15 protein-coding genes are annotated in these 14,896 nt (G+C 67.1%); 7 read left to right on the forward strand and 8 right to left on the reverse strand.

The annotated features are described in order from the left end of the window. Nucleotides 1-20: 20 nt before the first annotated feature. The gene (locus CGU35_RS08460) at nucleotides 21-380 is read left to right on the forward strand and encodes a DUF2834 domain-containing protein (RefSeq protein ID WP_100811054.1); all 360 of its coding nucleotides are present in this window, start codon (nucleotides 21-23) and stop codon (nucleotides 378-380) included. Here CGU35_RS08460 and CGU35_RS08465 read toward each other — a convergent pair. Beyond that, the gene (locus tag CGU35_RS08465) at nucleotides 367-1,371 is read right to left on the reverse strand and encodes a PQQ-dependent sugar dehydrogenase (protein ID WP_232711195.1); all 1,005 of its coding nucleotides are present in this window, start codon (nucleotides 1,369-1,371) and stop codon (nucleotides 367-369) included. The two genes, CGU35_RS08460 and CGU35_RS08465, sit on opposite strands and share 14 nt — an antisense overlap. Nucleotides 1,372-1,580: 209 nt before the next feature. Here CGU35_RS08465 and CGU35_RS08470 point away from each other — a divergent pair, with 209 nt between their 5' ends. Next, nucleotides 1,581-2,543: a 5'-3' exonuclease gene (locus CGU35_RS08470; RefSeq protein WP_100811056.1), complete on the forward strand. Its 963-nt coding sequence runs from the start codon at nucleotides 1,581-1,583 to the stop codon at nucleotides 2,541-2,543. An 18-nt stretch (nucleotides 2,544-2,561) separates the two neighbouring features. Here CGU35_RS08470 and CGU35_RS08475 read toward each other — a convergent pair whose 3' ends face one another. The 3 genes from CGU35_RS08475 to trpD all read right to left on the reverse strand — a co-directional run bounded on the left by CGU35_RS08475 (nucleotide 2,562) and on the right by trpD (nucleotide 6,022). Then, nucleotides 2,562-3,836: an MFS transporter gene (locus CGU35_RS08475; protein ID WP_100811057.1), complete on the reverse strand. Its 1,275-nt coding sequence runs from the start codon at nucleotides 3,834-3,836 to the stop codon at nucleotides 2,562-2,564. A 90-nt stretch (nucleotides 3,837-3,926) separates the two neighbouring features. After that, nucleotides 3,927-4,922 carry a PHP domain-containing protein gene (locus tag CGU35_RS08480; RefSeq protein WP_100811058.1) on the reverse strand — a complete coding sequence of 332 codons (996 nt, stop codon included), beginning with the start codon at nucleotides 4,920-4,922 and terminating at the stop codon, nucleotides 3,927-3,929. Nucleotides 4,923-4,963: 41 nt separating this feature from the next. Further along, nucleotides 4,964-6,022 (reverse strand): anthranilate phosphoribosyltransferase, encoded by a 1,059-nt coding sequence (gene trpD, locus CGU35_RS08485; protein ID WP_100811059.1) that lies wholly within the window; start codon nucleotides 6,020-6,022, stop codon nucleotides 4,964-4,966. 143 nt (nucleotides 6,023-6,165) lie between these two features. Between trpD and ctaE the strand changes: the two genes are divergently transcribed. The 5 genes from ctaE to CGU35_RS08510 all read left to right on the forward strand — a co-directional run bounded on the left by ctaE (nucleotide 6,166) and on the right by CGU35_RS08510 (nucleotide 11,066). Further along, on the forward strand, nucleotides 6,166-6,798 hold the full coding sequence (ctaE, locus tag CGU35_RS08490) for an aa3-type cytochrome oxidase subunit III (protein WP_100811060.1): 633 nt from the start codon (nucleotides 6,166-6,168) through the stop codon (nucleotides 6,796-6,798). A gap of 17 nt (nucleotides 6,799-6,815) precedes the next feature. Beyond that, a complete protein-coding gene (qcrC, locus tag CGU35_RS08495; RefSeq protein ID WP_100811061.1) occupies nucleotides 6,816-7,613 on the forward strand; it encodes a cytochrome bc1 complex diheme cytochrome c subunit in 798 nt (265 codons plus the stop codon). A 39-nt stretch (nucleotides 7,614-7,652) separates the two neighbouring features. Then, complete coding sequence (gene qcrA / locus CGU35_RS08500; RefSeq protein ID WP_100811062.1) at nucleotides 7,653-8,708, forward strand: cytochrome bc1 complex Rieske iron-sulfur subunit; 1,056 nt, start codon at nucleotides 7,653-7,655, stop codon at nucleotides 8,706-8,708. After that, nucleotides 8,705-10,513, forward strand: a complete 1,809-nt coding sequence (gene qcrB, locus CGU35_RS08505) for a cytochrome bc1 complex cytochrome b subunit (RefSeq protein ID WP_100811063.1) — start codon at nucleotides 8,705-8,707, stop codon at nucleotides 10,511-10,513. Before qcrA ends, qcrB begins: the two co-directional genes overlap by 4 nt. Nucleotides 10,514-10,658: 145 nt before the next feature. Next, nucleotides 10,659-11,066, forward strand: a complete 408-nt coding sequence (locus CGU35_RS08510; RefSeq protein ID WP_100811373.1) for a rhodanese-like domain-containing protein — start codon at nucleotides 10,659-10,661, stop codon at nucleotides 11,064-11,066. A gap of 234 nt (nucleotides 11,067-11,300) precedes the next feature. On the opposite strand, the gene CGU35_RS08520 is transcribed toward CGU35_RS08510, so the two are convergent. The 4 genes from CGU35_RS08520 to erpA form a co-directional block, all read right to left on the reverse strand. After that, nucleotides 11,301-11,735, reverse strand: a complete 435-nt coding sequence (locus CGU35_RS08520) for a cytochrome c oxidase subunit 4 (protein WP_100811065.1) — start codon at nucleotides 11,733-11,735, stop codon at nucleotides 11,301-11,303. Between the two features lies 1 nt (nucleotide 11,736). Further along, nucleotides 11,737-13,494: an aa3-type cytochrome oxidase subunit I gene (gene ctaD / locus CGU35_RS08525; protein ID WP_181003347.1), complete on the reverse strand. Its 1,758-nt coding sequence runs from the start codon at nucleotides 13,492-13,494 to the stop codon at nucleotides 11,737-11,739. A 5-nt stretch (nucleotides 13,495-13,499) separates the two neighbouring features. Further along, nucleotides 13,500-14,408: an aa3-type cytochrome oxidase subunit II gene (gene ctaC / locus CGU35_RS08530; protein WP_100811066.1), complete on the reverse strand. Its 909-nt coding sequence runs from the start codon at nucleotides 14,406-14,408 to the stop codon at nucleotides 13,500-13,502. Between the two features lie 108 nt (nucleotides 14,409-14,516). Continuing rightward, nucleotides 14,517-14,891 carry an iron-sulfur cluster insertion protein ErpA gene (gene erpA, locus CGU35_RS08535; RefSeq protein ID WP_100811067.1) on the reverse strand — a complete coding sequence of 125 codons (375 nt, stop codon included), beginning with the start codon at nucleotides 14,889-14,891 and terminating at the stop codon, nucleotides 14,517-14,519. Nucleotides 14,892-14,896: the final 5 nt, after the last annotated feature.

The raw sequence follows: 14,896 nt of genomic DNA on the forward strand, positions 1-14,896 counted from the left end.
GCCTGGCGGATGATCGACGCATGAACCGTGACTGGACTCCGCTCCCCCTCGCCTATCTCGCGCTCGCGATCGCGGGCCTCGTCGGCACCTGGACCTTCAACGCCCTCGCGATCATCCAGCTCCGCGACTATCTCGGCGACCTCGTCACGAGTGGCCCCGCCGTGTCGTCGATCACGGTCGACCTGCTCGTCGTGGCGGTCGCGGGGTGCGTCTTCATCGTGGTCGAGGCGCGCAGGCTCGGGATGCGCCGAGCCTGGCTCTACATCGTGCTGTCGGGCCTGACCGCCTTCGCGTTCACGTTCCCGCTGTTCCTCGCGATGCGGCAGCGGCGCCTCACGGTCCTCGCCCGCATTCCGGGATCCGCCCCTATGACGGGATAGTGGCGGGATCGATCGCGATCACCCGGTCGTCGCCCGGAGCGGGATCGCCGCGCCCGTCCGTGTTGTTCGTGACGACCCACACCTCGCCGTCGGAACCCTCGAGCACGGCCCGCAACCGCCCGACCTCCCCGCTCAGGTACTCCTTCGCCGTGGACGGGTCATCCACGGGCACGGCCCGCAGGACGCGCCCGCGCAGGTTCGCGATGTAGATCGTGTCGCCGATCACCGCGAGTCCGCTCGGGCTCGCGGCATCCGTCGCCCACTCCTGCACCGGATCCACGAACCCGCGATCGGCACCGCCGGACCCCTCCACCTCGGGCCACCCGTAGTTGGCGCCGGGCTCGATCACGTTCAGCTCGTCCACCGCGTCCTGACCGAACTCGCTCGCGAACATCCGACCGTCGTCCGACCATCCGATCCCCTGGACGTTCCGGTGACCGAGGCTGTACACCGGCGACCCCGCGACGGGATTGTCGGCGGGAATCGCGCCGTCGGCCTCGAGCCGCAGGATCTTGCCCGCGAGGCTGTCCGGGTCCTGCGCCGAGCCGGGCACACCCGCGTCACCGGTCGCGATGTACAGGGCATCATCCGGGCCGAACGCGATGCGCCCGCCGTTATGGATTCCCGCTCTGGGCAGGCCGTCGACGATCGTCTCGGGCACCCCGAGGCTCAGAGCGCCGGAGCCGCCCTCGAGCGCGTAGCGTTCGACGCGATTCCCGTCGGCCGCGGTCGAATACGCGTACAGCGCGCTCTCGTCCGGGGAAACTGCCAGACCGAGCAGTCCACCCTCGCCGCCCGTCACCACGCCCTCCACAGCGGCGACCTCGCGGATGTCTCCACCCGGCGTGAACTCCAGAATCCGGGCCGCGTCCCGCTCGGAGACGAGCGCCGAATCGCCGACGAGCACGACCGACCACGGCGCGGCGAGTCCGGTGACGACGTCGCGCGGACCGGACGGGGCGTCCGAGCTTCGCGGCGAGGTAGCTGCCACGGACGGCGTCGACGGTGCAACCGGCCCGGCGGCACACCCGGCAAGCGCTCCGCAGGCGACAGCGAGCATCGCAGCGGCGCGGATGGCCCGGCCGCGCATCCCGCGCGTCGATCTCGTCGTCGTGTTCATCTCCGTCGATACCTCCCGAGCATCTCCGACCACGGTAACCCGGGGGCGCGCACCCCTGGCCGGAATGCCAGACTGAACGGGTGACCCAGCGCCTGATGTTGCTCGACACCGCCTCGCTCTATTTCCGAGCCTTCTACGGGGTTCCCGACACGGTCAAGGCTCCGAACGGGACCCCGGTCAACGCGGTCCGCGGCCTGCTCGACATGATCGCGAAGCTCGTCACGACGTACCGGCCGACGCACCTCGTCGCGTGCTGGGACGACGACTGGCGCCCCCAATGGCGAGTCGATCTGATCCCGAGCTACAAGGCGCATCGCGTCGCCGAGATCGTGCCGGGCGGCTCGGATGTCGAAGAGGTGCCCGATCCGCTCGAAGCGCAGATCCCCCTGATCCGCGAGGCCCTCGGGGTTCTCGGCATCCCGATCGTGGGTCGCGCCGAGCACGAGGCCGACGACATCATCGGATCGCTCGCCGCCCAGGCGTCCGTTCCGGTCGACATCGTGACCGGAGACCGCGACCTTTTTCAGCTCGTCGATGACGAGACGGATGTCCGGGTCGTCTATACGGCGCGGGGCATGAGCAAGCTCGAGATCGTCACCGACGCCGTCGTCGTCGCAAAGTACGGCGTGCTTCCGGCGCAGTACGTCGGCTTCGCGGTCATGCGCGGGGATGCCTCGGACGGCCTGCCGGGCGTTCCCGGGGTGGGCGACAAGACCGCGGCGACCCTCCTCGCCGCCCACGGCGACCTGGCCGGGATCGTCGCGGCCGCCGAGGACGGAGAGGGCATGTCCGCGGGCGTGCGCGCCAAGATCCTCGCGGCGCTGCCCTACCTGGCCGTGGCGCCGAAGGTCGTCGAGGTGGTGCGCGACCTCGACCTGGATCGAGACGAGGGCGCTCTGCTCGCCGCGGCCGTCAATGCCGGAGCCCTCGGACCGCTCATGCCGGAGACCGAGGCCGAGGCGCGCCGTCTGGCCGAGGAATGGTCGCTCGGGACCGCGATGGACCGCGCCCTCGCCGCGCGCACGGCCGTCACGAACGGCTGAGGCGCGCGCTCGCGGGTTTCAGGCGCGGCGGCCGCTCGGCAGCCGCAGCATCGCGGCGAGCATCAGCACGCCATACGCGATCGACAGGGCGAGAAGCAGCACGAGTGCCCCGGTCCATCCGTCGTTCAGTTCGTGCAGAGCGCCCATCGCGGGGGCCGCGAGCGCCGCGACACCGTAGCCCGCGCCCTGGACGAACGCCGACATCCCGGCGGCCTCACCGTCGGATCGGGCAACCGCGACGAGCGTCGAGAAGATCACGACGAATCCCCCCGAGTGCGCGACCGCACCGAACGTCGCCCACACGATGTAGTGCGCGGGCGCGAAGAGCATCCCCGCGGTCAGGATCAGCCAGCACGCGCAGATCACCAGGGCCGGAACGAGCGGCGCGAACCGTCGGGCGAGCAGCGGCACGACGAACGCGCCCACGATAGCGACACCATGGAACAGCGATGCCATCGTGCCCGCCGTGGTTCGGTCGACGCCGAGGTCGTCGCCGAGAATCGTGGGAAGCCACGTCGTCAACCCGTAGTACATCGCCGCTTGGCAGGCGAACGTGAGGGCGAGCAGCCAGACGATGGGGCGCCGAAGGATGCCTCGGCGGCGCCCACCGGCGACCGGTAACGGCCCGGTCAGCGCTGAGATGTCGGGCGCGGTTCGTGCGGCAGCGCTCCCGGTGACGACCGTCGGCTCACCCGAATACGCGTCCGCCCCACGCGCTCGACGCAGATGGACGACCCACAGCACGATTCCCGCCAGACTCACCACGATCCAGGTGAGAAGAGCGAGCGGCCACCCCAGCGCCGCAGCGAGCGGCGCCGTTGCGAGCGCGGTGAGAAGCGAGCCCGCGTTCAGCATCGACACATACGCCGCGGTGACCGCGCTGACCTGCCGCGGCGGGACGTCACGACGAATGATGACGGGCACGACGACATTGCCGATGGTGATCGCCGCGCCGATGACGAGCGAGCCCGCGAGCATCCACCCGAATCCGGGAATCGCGCGAACGAGCGTGCCTAACACCACGCCGATCAACGTCAGCAGCAGTGCCAGCTCGGCGCCCGCACGCCGGATCACGAGTGCGGCGACCGGCGTGAGCACGGCGAAGGTGAGTATGGGCACCGTCGTCAACAGCCCCGCACTGGCAGCGCCGATGCCGAGGTCGTCCTGGATGTCGCGCAGCACCGGTGTCGGGGCGATGATCGGGCCCCGCAGGCTGAGAGCCGCGACGAGCACACCCGAGATCACGAGCCAGGGGACGGCGCCGCGGGCAGCGGATGCAGCGGGCCCTGTCACCCCTTCAGTCTAGGGAGCGAGGCGGAGCAGCATCCCCGCACCCCCCGCACCGCAGGACCCCGCACCACAGGACCCCAGCGCCGCAGAGAGCTAACGCGCCCGGCGCGTCCACTCACGCAGCCGTTCGAGGCTCCAGGTCGTGACGATGCGCTCCTCCGGGACGCCCGCAGCTTCCGCCCGCGCGGCACCGTAGTCGAGCAGCGACAGCTGCCCCGGCGCGTGGGCATCGGAGTCGATCGAGAACAGGCATCCGATCTCCATCGCGAGGGCGAGGAGATCGTCGGGCGGATCCTGCCGTTCGGGGCGCGAGTTGATCTCGACCGCGATGCCGCTCGCCGCGCACGCCTCGAACACCGCACGCGCATCGAATGTCGAGGGCGGTCGCGTCCCCCGCGCGCCTTCCACGAGTCGTCCGGTCACATGGCCGAGCACGTCCACACGCGGATCGGATGCCGCGGCCACCAGCCGCCGCGTCATCGCGGGCGACTCCATCCGCAGCTTGGAATGGGCCGAAGCGACGACGATGTCCAGTTCGTCGAGCAGGTCGGGCTCTTGGTCGAGAGCGCCGTCGTCGAGGATGTCGACCTCGATGCCGGACAGGAGCGTGAATCCGCCCCCCGACATCCCCGCGACGACCCTCAGCTGCTCCCGGAGCCGCTCGGGAGACAGACCATTCGCCACGCGCAACCGGGGTGAGTGATCGGTCAGCGCGAGGTACTCGTGCCCGAGGTCTCGCGCGGCCTGCACCATCAGATCGATCGAGGCGAGACCGTCCGACCAATCGCTGTGCGCGTGCAGGTCGCCACGTAGTGCCGCCCGCAGCTTCCCCGCGGCGGGAACGTCGTAGCGCGCCCGCAGCTCTGCGAGATAGTCCGGAACCTGCCCGGCCACGGCCTGGCCGATGACGGCGAGCGAGGAGTCGCCGATGCCCTTCACCCGCCGCAGCCGCGCCGGATCGCGCAGGACCTCTTCGGGCAGCGAGGCGGCAGCGTCCGCGGCGGAGCGGAACGCCTTCGAGCGGTACCGCGACGCACGCTCCCGCTCGAGCAGGGTCGCGATCTCGTTCAACGCGGCGACGGGGTCCACGCGATCACCCTACGCCGGGTCGGCGACGCTCCCCGGGCGCCCTAGCTGAGCTCGCGCGAGACCTCGCCCCAGCGCGCCAGAAGGTCTCGCGCCGCACCGGAATCGATGGCACCGGCCGCGAGTTCCCGCTCCTCGGCGAGACGCTCGACGATCGGTCGCTGAACCTGACTCGCGTCGTGGGACAGGCGGTACGACACGAGGCCCGCCGCGGCATTGAGCAGAACGATGTCCCGGACGGGCCCCGGCTCTCCCGCGAGAACGCGATGCACGACCTCGGCGTTGTGCGCGGGATCGCCACCCTTCAAGTCGGCGATCGAGGCGCGCGGGATGCCCAGGTCGCGCGGGTCCAGGTCGTGTTCGTGGATGTCGCCGCGACTCACTTCCCAGATGCGACTGTGGCCGGTGGTAGTGAGCTCGTCCAGCCCGTCGTCGCCACGGAAGACGAGTGCGGTCGCGCCGCGAGTCTGGAAGACCCCGGTGATCAGCGGCACTCGATCCAGCTGCGCGACGCCCACGGCGTTCGCCTCGGCCCGTGCCGGGTTGCAGAGCGGACCCAGGATATTGAAGACGGTCGGCACGCCGAGCTCGGCACGCGTGGGACCGGCGTGGCGGAAGCCCGGGTGGAAAGCTGAGGCGAACACGAAGGTGATTCCCGCCCGCCTCAGCGTTTCGACGACCGCCTGGGGCGCGAGGGTCAGCGACACGCCGAGGGCGCCGAGCACGTCCGACGAACCCGACGAAGAACTCGCCGCCCGGTTGCCGTGTTTGATGACCGGAACGCCGGATGCGGCGGCCACGATCGAAGCCATCGTCGAAACGTTAACGGTTCCGAAACGATCTCCGCCCGTGCCCACGATGTCGAGGGCATCGGGGTCGATGTCGAGCGGAGTGGCCGCGTCGAGGACGGCGTCACGGAATCCGACGACCTCGTCGACCGTTTCGCCCTTCGCCCGGAGCGCCACGAGGAAACCCGCCAGTTGTGACGGTGTCGTCTCGCCCGCCATCACCCTGCCCATGGCCCACGTGGCCTCGGACACACTCAGGTCCCGCCCGGCCAGCAGCGCCGCGATGAGGTCCGGCCAGGTCGTCGCATCCGTCATGACTGCGATCCTAACGACGGCGCATGACGGTCACTCACACAGCCCCCGCCGTGCACTTTCTTAGGAGATCCTAAGTCGGGACCCGGGGTGGCGAATGGGTCCGTGTGCGATCGTTCGCCCTCACGATCGGACATAATGGACCTGTGACCACCTCTGCGACATATGCCCCGGCAGTGAGGACGATCAAACGTCCGGATCCTGTCGCCGTTGGCACGATCGTGTGGCTCGGTAGCGAGGTCATGTTCTTCGCCGGGCTCTTCGCGATCTACTTCACGCTTCGGAACACTTCGCCCGACCTGTGGGCGCAAGAGACCCAGCTGCTGAATGTGCCCTTCGCTCTCGGTAACACGATCATCCTGGTGCTGTCCTCCGTGACGTGCCAGATGGGCGTGTTCGCCGCCGAGCGCAATCAGCCGTACACGCTGAAGAAGAACACGTTCTGGCAGCGCTGGGGCATGGTCGAGTGGTTCTTCCTCACCTTCGCCCTCGGCGCGATCTTCGTATCGGGTCAGGTGTGGGAGTACGCACAGCTCGTGGCCGAGGGGATGCCGATCCAGGCGAACTCCTACGCTTCCGCCTTCTACATCACCACCGGCTTCCACGCCCTGCACGTGACGGGCGGCCTCATCGCCTTCCTGCTCGTGATCGGGCGCGCATACGCCGTCAAGAATTTCGGACACAAAGAGGCCACGAGCGCGATCGTCGTGTCGTACTACTGGCACTTCGTCGACGTCGTGTGGATCGCCCTGTTCATCGTGATCTACTTCCTGAAATAGAGCGGAGCTACACCCGAATGCCTCGTGAGAAGAAGCGTCGCTCCGGTCGACGCAGCCCTCTTGCCGCCGCCGCTCTCATCGGCCTCGGTCTCGTCCTGACGGGCGGACTGTACGCGGGAGCATCCGCCGCGATGGCGTCGACGAACGACACCGCCGCCGCCCAGACGCTCACCGTCGAAGACGGCAAGAAGCTGTTCCAGGCCAACTGCGCCACCTGCCACGGTCTCGACCTGCAGGGCACCCAGGACGGACCCAGCCTGTACGGTGTCGGCGCCATGGCGGTCGACTTCCAGGTCGCCACGGGTCGTATGCCGTTGCAGATGCAGGGCCCGCAGGCTCCGCAGAAGCCGGTCCAGTTCACCGAAGACCAGATCGCCGCGCTGTCGGCGTACGTCCAGTCGGTGGCTCCCGGACCCGAGATCGCCTCGGGACGCGTGCTGGACGGCGAGGGCGACGTCGCGCACGGCGCCGAGCTGTTCCGCGTCAACTGCGCCATGTGCCACAACGTCGCCGCGGCCGGGGGCGCGCTCACCGAGGGCAAGTACGCACCCTCCCTCGAGGGCGTGGACCCGCGTCACATCTACGCGGCGATGGTCACGGGCCCGCAGAACATGCCGGTCTTCAACGACATGAACCTGTCGCCCGAAGACAAGCGCGACATCATCTCCTCCCTGCTGTACATGGAGAACAACGCCGGCGCCGGTGGCCTCACCCTCGGCTCGCTCGGCCCCGTTTCGGAGGGCCTGTTCATCTGGATCTTCGGCATCGGCGGGCTCGTCGCGCTGACCGTGTGGATCACCGCGAAGTCCAACTGACCCGCGCACGCATCGAGAACTTTTAGCACGAGGAGCAGCATGGCAAACGAGATCGAGGCAGCGGAGCACGATCGGGGGCCCCAACCTCCGTCAGGGCTCGCGGTCGCCGTGAGCGATCCCGTACGCAACCCGGGCCTTCCGCCGCATCGCGCGCGCGTGACGGACCAGGACCCCGCAAAGATGCGGCAAGCCGTACGCACCGTCTACTCGCTGTTCTACCTGTCGATCGCGGGGAGCATCTGGGCCGTCGCGGCCTACATGCTGTTCCCGATCGAGGACGGCACGGTCGGAGCGATCCGCAACAACAACCTCTTCATCGGCATCGGCATCGCGCTCGCGCTCCTCGCCATCGGCATCGGGGCCATCCACTGGTCCAAGGCCGTCATGTCGGACAAGGAGCACATCGAGGCCCGCCACCTCACGCGCGGCAAAGAGTCAACGCGTGCCGCGGCCGTCGAGGCGCTCGCCACGGCGAATGAGGAGTCCGGCTTCGGACGCCGCACGATGATCCGCAACTCGCTGATCGGCGCGCTCATCGCATCCGTCGCCCCGGGCATCGTCCTGTTCCGCGGGCTCGCGCCCGAGGGCGAGAACCCCGTCGAGCTGCTCAGCCACACGATGTGGGAGAAGGGCATGCGCCTCGCCCGCGACCCCTCCGGCACGCCGATCAAGGCATCCGAGGTCACGCTCGGTTCCGCTTTCCACGTGATTCCCGAGCCGCTCGCCGATCTCGGCCACGACGAGGGATACCTCGAACAGAAGGCGAAGGCGATCGTGCTGCTGATGCGCATGGAGCCCGAAGAACTCACGCAGACCGCCGAGCGCGCTTCCTGGTCGTACGACGGCATCGTCGCGTACTCCAAGGTGTGCACACACGTCGGATGCCCCGTTGCTCTGTACGAGCAGCACACCCACCACCTGCTCTGCCCGTGCCACCAGTCGCAGTTCGACGTGGCGAACGGTGCCGCGGTCATCTTCGGCCCGGCAGCCCGTCCGCTGCCGCAGCTGCCGATCGCGGTGGACGACGAGGGCTACCTCATCGCACAGAGCGACTTCCATGAACCCGTCGGCCCGAGCTTCTGGGAGCGCCATTGAGTACCTCAACCGCAACTGAGGAAAAGAAGGCCCCTCTCGGCGGACGTTTCGTCGGCGGAGCGGCCAACTACATCGACGAGCGCACGAGCGTATCGGGTCTCGTCAAGGAGCTCGGCCGGAAGATCTTCCCCGATCACTGGTCGTTCATGCTCGGAGAGATCGCGCTCTGGAGCTTCGTCGTCGTCCTGCTCTCGGGAACGTTCCTGACGTTCTTCTTCCAGGCATCGATGGTCGAGACCCACTACACCGGCGCGTGGGCGCCGATGCGTGGCATCCCGATGTCGGCGGCCATGGAGTCGACGCTGCACATCTCGTTCGACCTGCGCGGCGGTCTGCTGGTCCGCCAGATCCACCACTGGGCCGCGCTGGTCTTCGTGGCCGGTATCGGCGTGCACATGCTGCGCGTGTTCTTCACGGGTGCGTTCCGCAAGCCGCGCGAACTGAACTGGGTCGTCGGATTCATCCTCTTCATCCTCGCCATGGCCGAGGGCTTCACCGGCTACTCGCTGCCGGACGACCTGCTCTCGGGCAACGGCTTGCGCATCATCGACGGAATGATCAAGGGCATCCCCCTGATCGGCACCTGGACGTCGTTCCTGCTGTTCGGGGGCGAGTTCCCGGGCACCGCCATCGTCGGCCGTCTGTACGTGCTGCACATCCTGATCCTGCCCGCGCTGGTGGTGGCTCTGATCGCCGTCCACCTGTTGTTGATGATCATCAACAAGCACACGCAGTTCGCGGGCCCCGGACGCACGAACGAGAACGTCGTCGGATACCCGATGGTTCCCGTGTACATGTCCAAGATGGGCGGGTTCTTCTTCATCACGTTCGGCGTCATCGTCCTGATCGCCTCATTCGTGCAGATCAACCCGATCTGGAACTACGGTCCTTACGACCCCTCCCCCGTCTCGGCCGGAACCCAGCCCGACTGGTACATCGGATTCGCGGACGGCGGTCTGCGCCTCGTGCCGCCACACCTCGAGTCCGTCTTCTGGGGCCACACGTGGTCGTGGAACATCATCCTGCCGCTCGCGGTCATCGGACTGTTCATCCTCCTCGTCCTGATCTACCCCTTCATCGAGGCGTGGGTCACGGGCGACAAGCGTGAGCACCACATCGCTCAGCGTCCGCGCAACGCCGCGACGCGCACCGCGATCGGTGCGGCCGGCGTGACGTTCTACGCGGTCCTGTGGGCTGCGGCATCCTCGGACATCATCGCGACCCATTTCTGGGTGTCGATGGAGGGCGTCATCCACACACTGCAGGCGATGCTCATCATCGCGCCGATCATCGCCTACTTCGTCACGAAGCGCATCTGCATCGCGCTTCAGCGCAAGGACCGCGAGATCGCCCTCCACGGCTACGAGTCCGGACGCATCGTCCGGCTGCCGGGTGGCGAGTTCATCGAGGTGCACCAGCCGGTCGACGAGTACGAGCGCTGGAAGCTCACGTCGTACGAGACCTTCGAGCCGCTGGTCGTTCGCCCGAACGCTCAGGGACGCATTCCCTGGCATCAGAACGTCCGCTCCTCCATCTCGCGCTGGTTCTTCGAGGACCGCTTCGCGCCCCTCACCCAGTCCGAGATCGACGCGGCGGTCGCCCACCAGCACCACGCCCTCGAACACATCGAGGACGAAGAGATGGCCGAGATCCAGGGAGCGCACGATCGCGCCGGACACCCCGAGGCCCCGCTGTACGCCGACACCTCGGGGCACGTCCCCGAGACCGCCGTCCGCCCGTCGACGATCGTCGCGCGCGACTCCGACGAGGCGCCGAAGAAGGACAGCAAGCCGAACGAGGACTGACGTCCGCACTGCTCGGATGCCCCGGCACACCCTTCACGGGTGGGCCGGGGCATCCGTCGTCCGGGTCGGAGACACGGCGGAGTTCGTGTGGTCGTTGGCAGAGAGACATCTCGTGCCCACCTTTCCCGACCCCTACAGTCGGAGGATGACCGATGCGATCGCGTACTTCTCGTCCCGCCTGGCCCACGAGACCGATCCGTCCGACGTCTACGCCGCTCAGCGCACCGGCGATGACTTCGTGCTCGTCGACGTCCGCGGTGAAGAGGCGTGGGCTCAGGGGCGGATCGTCGGCGCCGTACACGTGCCGTATCGCGAGATCCCGCACCGTCGAAACGAGTTCGACCCTGCGGTCCCGGTCGTCGTCTACTGCTGGAGCCCCGGGTGCAACGCCGGCAGCAAGGGCGCGCTCGCCTTCGCGCAGCTCGGCTACGACGTGCGCGAGATGATCGGCGGCTACGAATACTGGGTGCGCGAGGGACAGCCGACGGAGAACGACGACGGTCCGCTCCCCCGCACGTTCGATCCGCTCACGATGGTCGTCCGGCGCGACTGACCACGAGACGGCTCAGGCGATAGCGTCGTCGGGAAGGCAGTCGGAGATCCCGTCGCTGCACAGCAGCCAGCGGTCACCGGGCCGCGCCTCGACGCCGGTCACCGTGTCGGCATCACCGTCGCGAGGATCACCGTGGAGCGACGCCGTCGCGTGAGCGCCCCGTCCCGCAGAGGTATGCGCGTGAATCACCGACATGGGCGAGGAAGAGCCCGGCATTCGACAGGTGGAGCGGGATCAGTGGGCGAAGTAACCCCGGTAGTACTCGTAGACCCAGCCGACGATCGCGACGAGGAAGATGCCGAATCCGATCGGCACCAGCCACGAGCCGAGGGCGAGACCGATGATCGCGACGCTCGCTGAGAAAGCGAGCACGATGGGCCACCAGGACCACGGGCTGAATTCACCGAGCTCAGGATCGCCGTCATCGACGTCCGAGGTCAGGATGTCTTCGGGAAGCTCGCCGCCCTGAGACTTGTGTACCCGCTGCAGATACCAGGCGATCAGCGCTGCCATCAGCGCGCTGAAGACCAACGCGACCGCGCCGACCCACTCGATGCCGTTGTACCACGGGCGCTCGGGGTGAGCGACGATGCTCCACGCGATGTATATGGCCCCTACGAGGAAGAAGAATCCCGAGAGCAGCCACCAGAGTCCGACGTTCGAGCGCATGCTACTTCACCTCTCCATCGGCCAGATCGACCGCAGGAGCATCGGGCGCGTCCTTCGCCGGACCCACCCCGACGGGGACGCCCGCCTCCGGGTGGTTGAGGTCGAAAGCTGGGCGCTCGCTACGGATACGGGGAATCGACGTGAAGTTGTGGCGCGGCGGCGGGCACGACGTGGCCCACTCGAGCGAGCCGCCGTACCCCCACGGGTCGTTCACCGTGACCTTCGGCGCCTTCCGCGCGGTGATCCACACGTTCAGAAGGAACGGCAGCATAGACAACGCGAGGATCATTGCACCGACGGTCGAGACCTGGTTCTGCCACGTCCAACCATCTTCTTGGGCGTAGTCGGCGTAACGACGCGGCATCCCGTCGACACCGAGCCAATGCTGGATCAGGAATGTCATGTGGAAGCCGATGAACAGCAGCCAGAAGTGCACATAGCCGAGACGCTCGTTCAACATGCGGCCCGTGAACTTCGGCCACCAGAAGTAGAACCCGGCGAACATCGCGAACACGACCGTGCCGAAGACCACGTAGTGGAAGTGCGCCACGACGAAATACGAGTCCGAGAGGTGGAAGTCGAGCGGGGGCGAAGCGAGGATGACTCCCGTCAGACCTCCGAAGACGAACGAGATCAGGAAGCCGAGCGCGAATGCCATGGGGGTCTCGAAAGTCACGGACCCCCGCCACATCGTGCCGATCCAGTTGAAGATCTTCACGCCCGTCGGCACCGCGATCAACATCGTCATCAGAGCGAAGAACGGCAGAAGGACCGAGCCCGTCACATACATGTGGTGAGCCCAGACGGCGACCGAGAGCGCGGCGATCGCGATCGTCGCGTAGACGAGCGTCTTGTAGCCGAAGATCGGCTTGCGTGAGAAGACGGGGAAGATCTCCGAGACGATGCCGAAGAACGGCAGCGCGATGATGTACACCTCGGGGTGACCGAAGAACCAGAACAGGTGCTGCCACAGCAGCACTCCGCCGTTCTCGGGGTCGTAGATGTGGGCGCCAAGGACGCGGTCCGCACCGGCCGCAAGGATCGCCGCGGCGAGCACCGGGAAGGCCATCAGAATGAGCAGGCTCGTCACGAGCGTGTTCCAGGTGAAGATCGGCATGCGCCACATCGTCATACCGGGAGCGCGCATCGTGATGACGGTCGTGATGAAGTTCACCGCGCCGAGAATGGTGCCGAAGCCGCTCATTCCCAGCCCGAGCATCCAGAGATTACCGCCGACCCCTGGCGAGAAGGTCGTGCTAGCGAGGGGTTGATACGCGAACCATCCGAACGATGCCGCCCCCTGCGGGGTGAGGAAGCCGGAGACCGCGATGGTCGAACCGAAGAGGAAGAGCCAGAACGCGAAGGCGTTCAGACGCGGGAACGCGACGTCGGGAGCACCGATCTGCAGCGGCATGATGACGTTCGCGAAACCCGCGAACAGCGGCGTCGCGAACATCAGCAGCATGATCGTGCCGTGCATCGTGAACAGCTGGTTGTACTGCTCCTTCGTCGGGATGACCTGCATGCCCGGCGCGAAGAGCTCGGCGCGGATGATCAGGGCCATCACGCCGCCGAGGAGGAAGAAGATGAACGAGGCGATCAGGTACATGTACCCGATCGTCTTGTGGTCAGTGGAGGTGATCCACTTGACGACGATGTTGCCCTTCTGCTCCACCCGGGACGAGCTGAGCAGCGCCGCCTGGCGCGGCGGGAGCGTCGTCGTTCGTCCGGATTCCTGGAGTGGGAGAATCGTGGCCACGGTGATCAGCCTTCCTCGGTACCGACGACGTCGGCTGTATTCGCACCCGTGCCGGGCAGGTTGCTGTTGCGGTCGTAGTCGGTCGTGATGTCACCGGTCTGACCTGCCTCGCGCAGGGAGTCGACGTATGTCTCGTACTCCGCTTCGCTGACGACCTCGACGTTGAAGAGCATCGCCGAGTGGTATTCGCCACAGAGTTCGGCGCACTTACCGGAGAAGGTTCCCTCACGCGTCGGCGTGAAGGACCAGTAGTTCTCGTGCCCCGGGTACATGTCCTTCTTGTACAGGAAGTCGATGACCCAGAACGAGTGAATGACATCGCGCGAGAGGAGCTCGATCTGCACGGTCTTGTTGACCGGAAGAACCAGCGTCGGCAGCGTCGCCTGGTCCACGTCGCCGTTGGCCGCGGGCACCGCCTGGACACCCATCGTCCAGACCGCGTCCGAATTGTCCTCTTCTTCGCCGTTGTACTGGAAATCCCAGGCCCACTGCTTGCCGATGGCCGTGATCGACACATCCGGATCTTCGTACTGCGTCTCGAGGATCGTCTGGTCGCGCGCCGTGAACGCGAACAGGCCCAGGACCAGGACGAACGGCACGAGCGTGTAGAAGATCTCGATCGGCATGTTGTACCGGAGCTGCACCGGAAGTCCGGTCTGGCCCTTACGACGGCGGTAGGCCACCATCGCGAAGAGCGTGAGGCCCCACGTGACCACGCCCACGACGAGCAGGACGATCCAGGAGTTGACCCAGAGCCCCGACACCATCTCGGTGCGGTCCGTCGCCTGCACCCCATCGTCCGTGAAGCCCGGGAGATACCCGTTCAACTCGGCGGTCGTGCATCCTGCAAGGAGGAATGCTGCCGAGATCCCGACCGGGATAGCGGCCCAGCGGAGGCGGCGTTTCAAGCGCACGATTCACCTTTCGGACGCGGGTGTGACTCTCGCCAAGTCTAGGGCAAGCTCACATGCGATTCAGGACACTCGCCCAGCCTGCGCACCGATCGTGGTGCGCTCGCGGGTCTAGTGGAAGCTGTCGCCGCAGGCGCAACTGCCGGCAGCGTTGGGGTTGTCGATCGTGAAGCCCTGCTCCGAGATCGTGTCCTTGAAGTCGATGGCTGCGCCGTCGAGATAAGGGATGCTCATGCTGTCGACGATGACCTCGACGCCGTCGAAGTCGACGGTCTCGTCGCCATCGAGGTAGCGCTCGTCGAAGTAGAGCTGGTAGATGAGTCCGGAGCATCCGCCGGGCTGGACGGCAACGCGAAGACGCAGGTCATCGCGGCCTTCCTGCTCGAGCAGGCTCTTGACCTTCGAGGCCGCGGCCTCGGTGAGGTTGACGCCGTGCGGGCGAGCCTCGGTGGTCGTTTCGGTGGGAACGATCGTGGTGTCTGTCATTGTCA

Source organism: Microbacterium sp. BR1 (genome assembly GCF_002812725.1).
Lineage (GTDB): Bacteria > Actinomycetota > Actinomycetes > Actinomycetales > Microbacteriaceae > Microbacterium.